Source organism: Paenibacillus sp. PK1-4R (genome assembly GCF_030369595.1).
Classification (GTDB): Bacteria; Bacillota; Bacilli; order Paenibacillales; family Paenibacillaceae; genus Paenibacillus.
The window spans coordinates 4842884-4855959 of the sequence record NZ_CP126535.1; the positions used below are offsets into that span (position 1 = coordinate 4842884).

The window sequence follows — 13076 nt, forward strand, 5'->3', positions numbered from 1 at the left end:
CGAGTCCAGAATAACCCTTCGATCGCTGTTATCCCCAGATTTTTTGATCCACTTTTTCAAAGTAAAAATCCGGGGATAAAGGCGAACGCTTCGCTTCTACAGGTTTATTTCTGTCTTCTTCGTTATCGTGTAACGTCTATAAGTTCAACTTAAAAAAGGTCTAACTTTACAAAGTTGTGTAGTATTAAAATCAAAAAACGAATCAAAATCAAAACAAAATCAGTACAAACCCAGCCAGCTCATCACCGGCTTAATGAAAACGATACAACCGATGATGACGGCGAATACCGCAGCCAGCAGAACTGCCCCGGCCGCGGTATCCTTTGCCGCTTTTGCCAGCGGATGGATATGGGGGTGTGCCAAGTCAACCGCTGCCTCTACAGCCGTGTTCATCAATTCAGTCACCAGCACCAAAAAGACAGCGGTCAGCACAAACATCCAATCCGTTCTTGAGATTCTGAAAAAAAAGCCGGCTACACACATCAAAATAGCCACTCCCGTGTGAACTCTCACATTACGCTGAGTCCGCAACCCATATGCGATTCCTTCCGCAGCATTGCGGAATACCAGACCCCAGGAGCGCCTTTTCATTATCGTGTCAACCCGGCCTGGGCCAATACCGCTTCTTGTTTACCCATCATTTCAGCCTCACTTGCTTCATCCTGATGGTCATATCCGAGCAGGTGTAAAAAACCATGGACAAACAGAAAACCAAGTTCACGTTCAAATGAGTGTCCATACTCCTCACTTTGCAGGATGGTCCGTGGTACGGAAATGATGATGTCTCCAAGAACATCCGGCATTTCTTCCATTTCTTCATCTTCGTCCAGCTCATAGATAATATCAAGCTCTTCATCAACCGTTTCGTTCATCGCAAAAGACAGTACATCCGTAGGACGGTCAATGCCGCGATAATCACGGTTCAACTCATGGATCTGCTCATCGTTTACAAAAGTCAGAGCCACTTCCCCGTCTGCAACACCTTCCGCTTCTCCTGCAAGGTTCAGCAACTGTTCCAGCATTGCAATCATCGGTTCTGTAATTTCTTTATCCTGTTGTTCATTATTCCATGCCAGATTAAGACTCATTCCTTCATAACTCCTATCTACTAATATTAGAGGTTGTTCAAAAAGACTTTCTAACTTCATCCCATCTTCTCGGTACTGAAAACCAACCTTTTTGAACACGAACTATTATTAAATTAGCCTGCTTCGGGTGAAGTCGGCTTTGGTTTCTTAATCTCCTCCGGATATTCGATCCTGGAGTGGAAGATACCCATCACCGTTTCCTTTAATGTTCTGGCGACGATATCCAGTTCACGCATCGTAAGGTCACAATCATTGAATTGATGATCGTCCAATCGTCCTTTAATAATCTTCTCAATCATGGACTCCACTTGCTCCACTGTCGGTTTGCGCAAAGATCTCACAGCAGCCTCCACACTATCGGCAATGCCAACAATAGCCGATTCCTTGGACTGAGCCTTTGGCCCAGGGTAACGGAAATCTTCTTCCGTGAAATCAGGCTCAACGCCTGCTTCTTCCGCCTGGCGCAGTGCTTTGTGATAGAAATAGTGGAGAAATGTCGTGCCGTGGTGCTGTTCCGCAATATCCCGAATAGGTCTGGGCAGCTTGTAATCCTTCTGCATTTCCACCCCATCGCGCGCATGGGCTACGATAATGGATTTGCTCAGTTTCGGATCAATTGAATCATGCGGATTCTCCATATTGTTCTGATTTTCAATAAAATAGATGGGGCGCTTCGTCTTGCCAATATCATGATAATACGAACCCACTCGGCAGAGCAATCCGTTAGCTCCTATGGCTTCTGCTGCTGCTTCGGACAGATTGCCTACCATAACGCTGTGATGATAGGTACCCGGTGTCTCCGTCAGCAACTTACGTAGAAGCGGATGGTTCGGATTAGACAGTTCTACCAGTTTGAGCGCTGACAAGATGCCAAATGAAGTTTCGAAAAATGGCATCAGCCCAATGACCAGTATGGCAGTTAATACGCCACCCGCAAATGCAAACCCAACGCCATACAGTGTCGTGGTTCGATTCCAATCGCCCGAGTCAATCAAAGCCAAGGTGAAGACGGCTATGGACCCGAACAGACAGACCATAATGGCTCCTTTCAGGATCGTTGATCGCTGGCTAGCCTTATGAGTTGCAAAGATCGCAACAAATGAAACCAATACAGCGAAGAAACCTAATTCGAAGTCAAAAAGCTGACCCTGATGGGTATTCAAAATGATGCTGGACAACATACCGATCAAAATCGAACATACAAAGGCAAGCGACGTATCCAGCAAGAGCGCAATTAACATCGCCCCTACCGCAACAGGTGCAAGGAAGCCCACATAAGACCTCTCATTGGTTTGGATAATCGCTGTCACATGCATAACCACAATCGTAATAATAAAAATGAGAACAAGCATCAACAGCTGCGCATTATTATATTTGAAATGCGTTCCGCTGCCTTGCTGAATATACATCAGAATGGCTGCCGACAACAGGCAGGAAAACATAAGAAGTCCGAGCTGCGGCCAGTAGTTCACTTCATTTTTCAGCAAATCATTTTCATCCAGCAAAGTATACATCTCCGGGGTGATCATCTCACCCTTGGCAACTAATGTGTCTCCTTGCTTGATAAAGACGGTTTGCGTGTTCTCACGCGCCTGAACTTTCGCTTCCTTCGTTCCCTCTTCATCGTAGAAACGGTTAGCGGTCACCACGAGGCGAGCAAGTTCTTGCACGACCTCACGTTGCGTACGCTTACCAAGAGAGCTGACACTCACCATCTCAGCTACTTTGGCACGGGCAGTAGTTGCATCGCTGATCTGATCCGTCATTAACCGGGCAACAATATCCCTCGCAACCGGTTTCATCTCCTGGATATCATCCGATGTCAGACGCGAGATTTTGATGTAAGTTTCTTCAGGAATACGGTAGCTTTGCTCCTGTACCACATTTCTGATCTCTTCCAAAAGAGTCTCGGAGTATGTACCGGCTTTCCGATTATTATTGATATAGTTGGTCACAAAGTCCTTCTGGCGCTGCGGAATTTCATCCCGATAAATATCTATCTTGTCCTGACTTGAAATCTGATCATCCTGATTTAATCGATCTACACGATCAAGCAGGGTAGTCATCAAATTTTCATTTCGTAACTGGACAATCTGAAATATCGGCTGTACCCGTTCAGCAGCTTCTTCCTGTGCTTTGAGTGTGGCCTTGTTATTCGGAATCTGCATGGGCGCAGCAATATCCACTTCACTCCGTGTACCTTCCTGAATATCATACCGCTCAGGGAGCAGCTTGGAAGCCAGACTCACGTAGAAAAGAATCACCAGAAACAAAAACAGAAGATAGCGTGCCCACACGCTATACTTCCATCCTGTAGCCTTATTCTGAAAAGATTTGCCTTTTGACGGTTCCTTCGAGGTCACTTTAGACAATCCCTTTCTATGCTTGATTTTCTGCGGCGTGGTTGTAAGCCACGATAATTTTCTGGACAAGGGAATGCCGTACAACATCTTGCTCGGCAAAATAGACAAATCCAATCTCGTTAACTTCATTCAAGATCGTATTCGCTTCCACAAGCCCGGATTTCTTACCACGCGGTAAATCAATCTGTGTCACGTCTCCGGTGATGACCATTTTGGAGCCAAAACCAAGACGAGTCAGAAACATCTTCATCTGTTCCGGCGTTGTGTTCTGTGCTTCATCGAGAATGATGAAGGAGTCATCCAGCGTACGCCCCCGCATGTAGGCGAGTGGCGCGATTTCGATTAACCCTCGCTCCAGTGCCTTAGCGGTCTGTTCTTGTCCCATAACGTCATACAGGGCATCGTACAGCGGTCTCAGATACGGGTCTACCTTTTCTTGAAGATCACCTGGCAAAAACCCAAGACTCTCTCCCGCTTCAACAGCAGGCCGTGTAAGCACAATGCGTTTGACGCTGCCTTCTTTAATTGCGGCAACAGCCAGAACAACAGCAAGGTAGGTTTTACCCGTACCGGCAGGACCAATGCCAAATACAATATCACGTTTTTTAATTGTAGTTACATAGTGCTTCTGCCCAATGGTTTTAACACGGATTGGTTTACCTCGGTATGTCGTTGTAATCTCACCCTTGAACAGATCCAATAGCTGGTCTGCCCGCATATCCTTGGCAAGTTCAATCGCATACTTCACATCTCTCTCGGTTAACACATATCCATTGCGTATCAATTGCAGTAACACGTCAAATAATTGTTCAAGCGATTCCACCTGCTGTGCGTTGCCAAATATCACAATCTCCGCTTCACGGGATGCAATCTGGGCGGGAATCTCGGATTCAATCAGTTTAAGAAAAGTATCTTGGGGTCCAAAAAGAGATTGGCCCTCTCCCGCACTCTGGAGGGAGATTTGTATGCTGCGTGTTTGCTCTGACAAATATCCTCATTCTCCTTGACTATGGACTAGCGGAAGTTCTTCCGCAATGCTTTCTTCTACTTCAAATAAGACTTTCATATAAACTTTACCATTCTCTTTCTTCTCATGCAAAATTTTTTCACTTATAATTTTTGTTCCTTTGCCGTTTTTGGCGATAATATCGTTCCTTGCTCCTTCCAATCCTTTCGTTCTGGCCCATTCTATCGTCTGTTGTTGCTCATGCTCTCGGGTCTCCAGATCTTTCTCTGTCAGCCAACCCATGGGAAGTGTAAAGGATCGCCACGTCAATGGTTTATGATTACTTTCGGTATCAAATGAACTGAACGGTGTACTTCCGTACCCCCACAGTTGGATCGCCCATTTCCCCAGCACCATATAAAAACGTTCTTTGCTCTCACCTGTCATTGTGTTATGTTTTTGCACCAGCGGAACCTCTACCTGATACTCACGCCATACCAGACCACGAACTTCGCCTTTGGCAACGATGGTTTTAGTGTTCTCCTCATCCCCGAGAATCCCCGAGATCAATACCTGACCCTTTTTGACACGCATGTCCTTTTGAACAACAGGGCGTCCCTGCTCCGCATAGATTTGAGTGACCACAGCATCTGACTTGCTGATCAAATGTCTGGGATTCAGCAATGGTTCGCGCTTGGGTTGCGCCGATTCTACGACCTGAATGGTAATGGTTGTCCCCTCTTTGCTCACGCCAATCCATGTTACATCCGGCAGAGCGAGTGCAAGCTGCCTGGAGAGCTTGTCTTGGCTTTGCAGACGGAACCCCCATTGCAAAGGATATATCCCCTCTTTCTTCGCTGCTGCAAGCACCTCGTCGGTGGGAATGGTGACGTTACCCTTGACCTCCACACTCCATACCATGGACGACAACGCAAACAAAGCTGCTACAAAAAACAGCATACCCCCAAGAAAGAACTTCCTCCGCAATAAACGGGCCGCAAAAAAGGGGAAACCGCTGCGATGGGTTACTTTCACCCTGCAGCCTGTCCGTTTCAACACAGGACGCAACCTGAAAAAATGCGGCAGCAGAATGTTCATCTCTGCCACGCGTCCATCGTAAGCACGCAGGTTCCACACTTCCAGCCCCTGCTCTGCCACCGTGTTGATCAATGTTTCAATGTCTCCCCCAGTGACCGTGATTCGGACTGCTCCCCGCAGTTTGTACAGACTGGGCTGCTTCATCCGTTCCCCTCCACTCCATTCATATGAATATCCAGAATCGTTCCTTCAACAGCTACTTCATCCGGCAAAATGTTACGTATCACCAAGGCAGTTCCTTTGATCTCCAACTGGCCTTGGGAAAGAGCCAGCACGATGCGATCCGGGGTGAAATGGATGACACCGCGATGATTCTCTATATACAGTTGCTTACTGCCGATCAGGGTTAACCGTGGCATATCATAAAGCACATCCTGCGGCAGATCCAACACTTCACTGGTCCATCTGCGCAGCTTGCGGCTGATCCGGGTCATTCGAAGGTCTTCCCCCTTCCTCTACAGTTCAACTTATGCGCAGATTCATGAATTTATGAAAATTCCGGGGCGTGTTAGGGACGAATGTTGAGAAAAAAGGATAGAACACAGAAAAAGCCGTCTCCGGCGGCTTTATGCTCACCAGAGACGGCTTTATTTCCGTCCAGCAACTTAACTTATTTATAGTTTCCCTCTTGTACCAAACGGCTGTTTGGAACGAGGAGAACCCAGTACTTCTGCCCACAGGACACCTGTGCGAATATCAGCAGGACGAAGCGGAGACGCTCCCGATTCATCAATGCTGGTCTCATCCCAACTGGAATCAGACACAACTGGCCGATTCGCAGAAGAGATGCGATTCAAACGTTCTTCAATCAAGCGCTGCTGTTCTTCCATGCCTCTCATCTGTTCCTCAAGTGAATTTTCCATGGCACTCATCGTGCCCTCACTTCTGTAGTCAGTTGCGGGGCGAGAAGATGCAGCAGGCTCCGAGTACGGCTGATCATACTGATTCTCATATTGCACGTCATCATACCGATCGTCATACTGTTCATCATAACGTGGGTCTGCAGGTCCGGAAGACTGCTGCTGCGGAGATGAGTTGTCTCTTGAGCGTTCATCCCGGCCTGAATCACCGCTGCCTCCAAACGTAGGCATCCCGTTGGCAGGACGCTTTTTGTTCGGATCAGCCGATTTGGCAGCTTTCCCCAAGAAGGAGAAGAGCGCAAAACCGATGACGGCCACAATATACAGATTATCAAAAATCCATTCAAATAGGCCCATATGCACTCACCGCCTATCTTCCGTTTTTGGAATCACCCTGATCGTTGGAATTCGAACCTTCACCAGGTTTTCCCAAGGTATTACGCATTTGAGTATCCGCTTCAATATTCTTCAGGTTCATATAGTCCATAACACCAATCTTACCACTACGCAGAGCTTCAGACATTGCCAAAGGTACTTGGGATTCGGATTCTACAACGCGTGCTCTCATTTCCACTACGCGTGCTTTCATCTCTTGCTCTTGGGCTACGGCCATTGCGCGACGCTCTTCCGCTTTCGCTTGTGCGATACGTTTGTCAGCTTCTGCTTGCTCTGTTTGCAAGAAGGCACCAATGTTTTTACCTACATCAACGTCCGCAATATCAATGGACAGGATTTCAAAAGCAGTACCTGCATCCAGACCTTTGGACAATACGGTACGGGAGATCAGGTCCGGGTTTTCCAGGACGTCTTTGTGAGAATTGGAGGAACCGTTTGTACTTACGATACCTTCACCAACACGGGCGATGATCGTTTCTTCACCAGCACCACCGACAAGACGGTCAATATTGGCACGAACCGTAACCCGCGCTCTAACTTTAACTTCAATACCATCTTTGGCTACCGCAGAGACAATCGGTGTTTCGATAACACGTGGGTTAACGCTCATTTGTACGGCTTGTAATACGTCACGACCTGCGAGGTCAATAGCAGCAGCACGTTCAAATTCGAGTGGAATGTTGGCACGTTGTGCAGCAATCAGAGCGTTTACAACACGGTCAACATTACCACCGGCCAAGAAGTGACTTTCCAGTTGGTTCATTGAGAGTTTAAGACCGGCTTTAGTTGCTTTAATCATTGGATTAACGATACGGCTAGGCGTTACACGTCTCAGTCTCATCGCTACCAGAGTAATAATACTTACACGTACGCCGGATGCAATCGCTGAAACCCAGAGCATAACCGGGAAAAAGCTGAAGAATACGCTCAATACGATAATACCTACTACCGCAATGAGCAAAATCGTAATCATAGATGTGTCCATTGTTTAATTTCCTCCATTTGCAATTAGAATTTGATAAAAATATTTGAGAAGGCATTCATAAGTCCGCTGCTAAAATTAAAGAATGCACCACGCTGGCAGCTTCAGCTAATGGTTATGTACATTGCCGAAGCGTTAATCCGCTTCGACAACAGAGCGAGTTACACCGGCAAAGCTTGCTGAACCACAATCCGGGTACCTTCCGCTTTAATCACAATAATCGGAGTATCGATGGGAATAAAATCTCCATCCGTCACAACGTCAATTCGTTCCCCTTCAAACATCGCTGTTCCAGAAGGACGAAGTGGTGTCAGACTGATTCCTTGCAGACCAACCAGCTCTTTGCGTTCTGTGGCTGATGAATAACCCCGATCCGCAGACATGCTGTCACTCAATATGAACCGATTCCATATCCCTCGATCCTTAAAGATAATTGAGATGATCGCAATGACTACCAGTGCTGCTCCAAAAGCGATACCCAGAGATACAAATGCATCACTCGTATCATAAGCAGCCCTTACAACACCGGCCACAAGCGCAATTGATCCCAAAATCCCCAGAATACCAAAGCTCGGAATAAACATCTCCAGAATCATCATGATGAGTCCGACGGTAAATAGCACCCATGTCTCTGCTCCGGCAAATCCCGCAATGTAATTACCCGAGAAATACAACACGAAACACACGATACCTACAATACCAGGAACTCCAAAACCAGGAACAATCAATTCAATGATTACACCCGCGATTCCGAGGAATAATAACACAGTCATCACAACCGGATTGGTAAGAAAAGAGGAGATATTCTCCGCTGTCGTTCGTTCTACCTTAAATACGTCATCCTGACTGTAACCTGCCCAAGCTGCCGCTTCTTCCGGTGTGTTGCTGATGTGGTCGGCATAACCAACTTTCAGCGCTTCTTCAGCCGAGAGAGCAATAATTTCACCTTTTTGCTTGGTTTTATTGATCTCTGGCATTTCAACAACGATGTTAACATCCGTCATTCCAGCTGCAATCTTGCCATCACGACCACTGATTTCAGCCGCTCCCTGCATTTTGCTTTTCCAGAATGCAACAAGCTTTGGATCATCAACATGTTTACCCGTACTGTCGACCATTGCTGCCGCACCAATCATACTGCCTGGTGACATTACGATCTTATCTGCATTCAGAGCCAGAAAACTCCCGGCTGAAGCAGCATCTCCACGTACAAATGCAACAGTCTCAATCGGACTGTCCTTGATCAGGGTACCCAATGCTTCTGCAGTGTCGACACGGCCTCCCGGCGTATTGATATCAAGAACGATCAGGCCAGCATTCATCTCTTCTGCTTGCTTGAACCCGCGTTCCATGAACTTGCCAAGTCCCTGCTCGATTGGTTTATCAACCGGAATAATATATACGGCACCACTCTTCTCAGCTGCATGCGCTGACGGTGATCCAATCCAGACAGGAAGCAACAGCGTCAGCAGCATTAAGAGCATCAATGGCCCCGTAAGCTTCTTCCGGCGCTTTCCCTTCACAATAGTCCCCCCTTTTCCATTAATGTTATACTGTCCAGCTTATGGTATTTATTACGTGCAATGCAACATTTCGTTTCAAAATCTTAAAATTATATTTGAAAACTCGATCAATTGCAAGAATACAAATCCATAATAATATATATTAACCATTAAAAAGAAATTTCGTCATCCCAAGGACATCATACTTTCTGATAAATGGAAAAAACACCTCCTGACAAGTCAGAAGGTGTTTATTGATTTGCTTTATTGCAGAAATTGTTGAACTGCTTGATTTACCAGTTTGCCGTCCGCTTTGCCTTTAACTTTCGGCATAAGGGCCGCCATGACTTTCCCCATCTCGGCTTTCGAAGAAGCACCGGTTTCCTGGATGGTCTGCTGTACAATAACTTTAATTTCTTCTTCGGTAAGCTGTGTGGGAAGGTACTGGATGAGTACTTCAATTTCCGCTTTTGCATTTGCCGCGAGATCTTCACGGCCCGCTTTGTCAAATTCTTGGAGGGCATCTTTGCGCTGTTTGATTTCACGACTCAGGATATCAAGCACTTCGTTGTCATCCAAATCTCTTTTCAAATCTATTTCAAGATTCTTGATCGTCGAACGAATCAACCGAATGTTGGAGAGTCTGAACTTGTCCTTACTCTTCATCGCTTGCTTCATATCTTCGTTCAATCGTTCGCTAAGATTCATGTAGTTAAAATCCTCCTAAAACTTTCTCTTACGAGCAGCCTCGGACTTTTTCTTGCGCTTTACGCTTGGCTTCTCATAATGCTTACGTTTCTTCACCTCAGCCAATACGCCATCTTTAGCGATGGAGCGTTTAAAACGACGAAGTGCAGCATCAATAGTCTCGTTTTTGCGAACTTTAGTTTCAGACACCAGTTTTCCCTCCCTCCGACCAGACCGTCCAAGAGCAATAACACGGTTCATCATCTTTCATTATAGGCGAAAGGTAATAAAGGTGTCAACCTCAATGTAATGATCACTTATTTGAATCCATTTTATAACTCAAAGGTATTATGAAATGAATTCATTATATAAGCATTTGGTCACACATTCGTGGATTTAATGCATATGACTAAATCCTCAATATTAGTACCCATCAGCTCGTTTATTTGTGAGAATCGGACAGACTTGTCAACACGCCAAGTCTGGTACCACCCAACAAATGGTAATGCAGATGATGAACGGTTTGTTCTCCATCTTTACCACAATTGTTGATTAAGCGATATCCTGTCTCCTCCACGCCAAGACGCTTCGCCGCTTCTTGAGCAGCCAGATGAATCTCGCCGATCAATGGCAGATCTTCTGCAGTAACTTCATTCATGGAAGCAATATGTTTCTTCGGAATGACAAGAACATGCGTCGGTGCAGCGGGCTGGATGTCATGAAAAACGATAACATGGTCATTCTCAAGCACTTTATTGGAGGGAATGCTGCCCTCTACAATTTTGCAAAATAAGCAATCCATAGTTCATACCCTCCTTTGTATTCCAGTGTATGTATTCCCTTCTATCATACTAGAAGTAAAAACCCACGTCCAATCTCTAGACACACAACCAGGTTAATCTAGGTTAACTCTCCATCTATCATCGAGCCGAACATTATACAACATTGGATGTATACCAAGCCATTTTATCGAAATATGGTTTTATCACGCACTTTTCCCAATTAAACAAATATGTATGGTTAATGACACACAAAAGGAGATTGGTTAATTTGACCGTTTATCAACATGTACAGGAACTTATAGGTAATACACCTCTACTTGAATTAACTCGTTATCCATTACCGGAAGGAATCCGCCTGTTCGCCAAACTGGAATTCATGAATCCTGGAGGAAGTGTGAAGGACCGGATTGGCAAGTTTTTATTGGAGAAGGCCTTGGCACGAGGAGATGTTAAGCCAGGTGGAACGGTGATCGAAGCTACCGCAGGCAACACAGGAATTGGTCTTGCAATGGCGGCTGTAGGCCTGAATTTAAAGGTCATTTTCACCGTACCTCAGAAGTTCAGTGTTGAGAAGCAGCAGTTGATGAAAGCCCTTGGTGCTACGGTCGTCAACACACCCACATCCGAAGGAATCACTGGTGCCATACGCAAGGCGGAATCGCTGGCGAAAGAAATACCGGGTTCGTATATTCCAAGTCAGTTCTCTAATGCCGATAACCCACTCGCACATTATGAACATCTGGGCCCTGAGATTTGGCGTGATCTGAACGGGCAGGTGGATGTATATATCGCCGGAGCCGGGTCTGGCGGAACTTTCATGGGAGTATCTCGCTATTTGAAGGAGCAAAAACCGTTAATTAAAACATGTATCGTAGAACCCGAAGGTTCGATTCTCGGAGGAGGTCCATCGGGACCACATCGTACAGAAGGAATAGGGGTCGAAACGTTATCTCCTTTTATGGATGTGAGTTACTTTGATGCCATTCATACGATCTCAGATGAAGATGCCTTTGAGCGGGTCAAGGATCTGGCCTTGTTGGAAGGCATACTGGTAGGAAGTTCCTCAGGTGCAGCGATGCAAGCCGCATTAAACGAAGCCGTTCACGCACCTCCGGGAAGTAACATCGTCGTTATTTTTCCGGATAGCAGCGAACGGTATTTAAGCCAAAATATCTATAATGGAGGTCAATGAAATGAGACCAAAAACCAGGCTGATTCATGCAGGTATTGTTGGTGATCCACACACTGGAGCAGTGAGTGTACCGATCTATCAAGTAAGCACGTATGAGCAAGAATCGGTTGGCGTACACAAAGGATACGAGTATTCACGTACAGGCAACCCTACCCGTCATGCGTTGGAAGAAGTCATTAAAGAGTTGGAGGATGGCGTTCGAGGTTTTGCTTTTAGTTCGGGAATGGCTGCAATTCACGCTGTAATGTCTCTGTTGAAAACTGGAGATCACGTCATTCTAACGGATGATGTATACGGCGGGACCTATCGCATTTTCACCAAGGTGCTGAATCGTCTGGGGATCGAGTCTACCTTTGTAGATACTACCTCACTACAAGCACTGGAGCAAGCTTTGCAATCCAATACGAAGGCCATCTATGTAGAAACACCTACCAATCCGTTACTCAAGGTCACCGATATTGCTTCTGTAGCGAAATGGTCGAAACAACATGAATTGTTGTTCATCGTGGATAACACGTTTAGTACACCTTATTGGCAGACACCGCTGGCTCTGGGGGCAGATATTGTACTGCATTCTGCAACAAAATATATCGGTGGTCATAGTGATGTCGTGGCGGGACTTGCGGTTGTTAACAGCGAGCAACTTGGAGAAGATCTGCATTTTATCCAAAATGCAATCGGCGCAGTCCTGGGACCCATGGATTCCTGGTTGTTAATGCGAGGTCTTAAAACATTGGGATTGCGGATGGAAGCGCAAGAAAGCAATACAGAGCAGCTTGTGACATTTCTGAATCAGCATCCAACGGTGAGCAAAGTTTATTATCCCGGGTTGCCCGACCATCCACAGCATAAGCTCGCTTCCACGCAAGCGAGAGGACATGGCGGTATGGTTTCCTTTGATGTAGGCAGTGCTGAAAAAGTAGATGACGTGTTAAGCAAAGTCCGTTATTTCACATTGGCTGAAAGTCTGGGCGCGGTGGAAAGTTTAATTTCTGTCCCTGCCCGAATGACACATGCTTCCATTCCCTATGAACGTCGGCAAGAATTGGGGATCACGGATGGTTTGATTCGGATCTCCGTTGGGATCGAGGATGTTGAAGATTTACTTGAGGATTTGAAATCTGCATTAAGTTAAGTACATTTTGAAGTCCATGCTGGTTGATCTTGGAGAGGGAGTAGT

Annotated in this window: 14 protein-coding genes; 2 read left to right on the forward strand and 12 right to left on the reverse strand. The window is 46.1% G+C overall.

Going from position 1 to position 13076, the window contains the following annotated elements; all coding sequences use genetic code 11:
- Window positions 1-219: 219 nt before the first annotated feature.
- The 12 genes from QNO02_RS21095 to QNO02_RS21150 all read right to left on the reverse strand — a co-directional run bounded on the left by QNO02_RS21095 (window position 220) and on the right by QNO02_RS21150 (window position 10724).
- A complete protein-coding gene (locus tag QNO02_RS21095; RefSeq protein ID WP_017687246.1) occupies window positions 220-591 on the reverse strand; it encodes a diacylglycerol kinase family protein in 372 nt (123 codons plus the stop codon).
- The gene (gene ybeY / locus QNO02_RS21100) at window positions 591-1088 is read right to left on the reverse strand and encodes an rRNA maturation RNase YbeY (RefSeq protein WP_036674804.1); all 498 of its coding nucleotides are present in this window, start codon (window positions 1086-1088) and stop codon (window positions 591-593) included. The genes QNO02_RS21095 and ybeY overlap by 1 nt, the downstream gene beginning before the upstream one ends.
- A 113-nt stretch (window positions 1089-1201) precedes the next feature.
- The gene (locus QNO02_RS21105; RefSeq protein WP_036674803.1) at window positions 1202-3451 is read right to left on the reverse strand and encodes an HD family phosphohydrolase; all 2250 of its coding nucleotides are present in this window, start codon (window positions 3449-3451) and stop codon (window positions 1202-1204) included.
- Window positions 3452-3467: 16 nt separating this feature from the next.
- On the reverse strand, window positions 3468-4439 hold the full coding sequence (locus QNO02_RS21110) for a PhoH family protein (protein WP_017687243.1): 972 nt from the start codon (window positions 4437-4439) through the stop codon (window positions 3468-3470).
- A 6-nt stretch (window positions 4440-4445) separates the two neighbouring features.
- Window positions 4446-5639 (reverse strand): sporulation protein YqfD, encoded by a 1194-nt coding sequence (gene yqfD / locus QNO02_RS21115; protein WP_091028416.1) that lies wholly within the window; start codon window positions 5637-5639, stop codon window positions 4446-4448.
- Entirely contained in the window at window positions 5636-5929 is a 294-nt protein-coding gene (gene yqfC, locus QNO02_RS21120) for a sporulation protein YqfC (RefSeq protein ID WP_017687241.1), read from the reverse strand. The genes yqfD and yqfC overlap by 4 nt, the downstream gene beginning before the upstream one ends.
- 180 nt (window positions 5930-6109) lie before the next feature.
- On the reverse strand, window positions 6110-6712 hold the full coding sequence (locus QNO02_RS21125; RefSeq protein WP_091028413.1) for a YqfB family membrane protein: 603 nt from the start codon (window positions 6710-6712) through the stop codon (window positions 6110-6112).
- Between the two features lie 13 nt (window positions 6713-6725).
- Window positions 6726-7736, reverse strand: a complete 1011-nt coding sequence (gene floA / locus QNO02_RS21130; protein ID WP_076332307.1) for a flotillin-like protein FloA — start codon at window positions 7734-7736, stop codon at window positions 6726-6728.
- Between the two features lie 158 nt (window positions 7737-7894).
- The gene (locus QNO02_RS21135) at window positions 7895-9217 is read right to left on the reverse strand and encodes an NfeD family protein (RefSeq protein ID WP_051447387.1); all 1323 of its coding nucleotides are present in this window, start codon (window positions 9215-9217) and stop codon (window positions 7895-7897) included.
- Window positions 9218-9499: 282 nt separating this feature from the next.
- On the reverse strand, window positions 9500-9943 hold the full coding sequence (locus QNO02_RS21140; RefSeq protein WP_017687237.1) for a GatB/YqeY domain-containing protein: 444 nt from the start codon (window positions 9941-9943) through the stop codon (window positions 9500-9502).
- Between the two features lie 15 nt (window positions 9944-9958).
- Window positions 9959-10132, reverse strand: a complete 174-nt coding sequence (rpsU, locus tag QNO02_RS21145; protein ID WP_005547957.1) for a 30S ribosomal protein S21 — start codon at window positions 10130-10132, stop codon at window positions 9959-9961.
- Window positions 10133-10364: 232 nt separating this feature from the next.
- On the reverse strand, window positions 10365-10724 hold the full coding sequence (locus QNO02_RS21150) for a histidine triad nucleotide-binding protein (RefSeq protein ID WP_024628477.1): 360 nt from the start codon (window positions 10722-10724) through the stop codon (window positions 10365-10367).
- Between the two features lie 221 nt (window positions 10725-10945).
- Between QNO02_RS21150 and QNO02_RS21155 the strand changes: the two genes are divergently transcribed.
- The gene (locus tag QNO02_RS21155; RefSeq protein WP_430982038.1) at window positions 10946-11896 is read left to right on the forward strand and encodes a PLP-dependent cysteine synthase family protein; all 951 of its coding nucleotides are present in this window, start codon (window positions 10946-10948) and stop codon (window positions 11894-11896) included.
- Between the two features lies 1 nt (window position 11897).
- On the forward strand, window positions 11898-13031 hold the full coding sequence (locus QNO02_RS21160; RefSeq protein WP_289389888.1) for a bifunctional cystathionine gamma-lyase/homocysteine desulfhydrase: 1134 nt from the start codon (window positions 11898-11900) through the stop codon (window positions 13029-13031).
- Window positions 13032-13076: the final 45 nt, after the last annotated feature.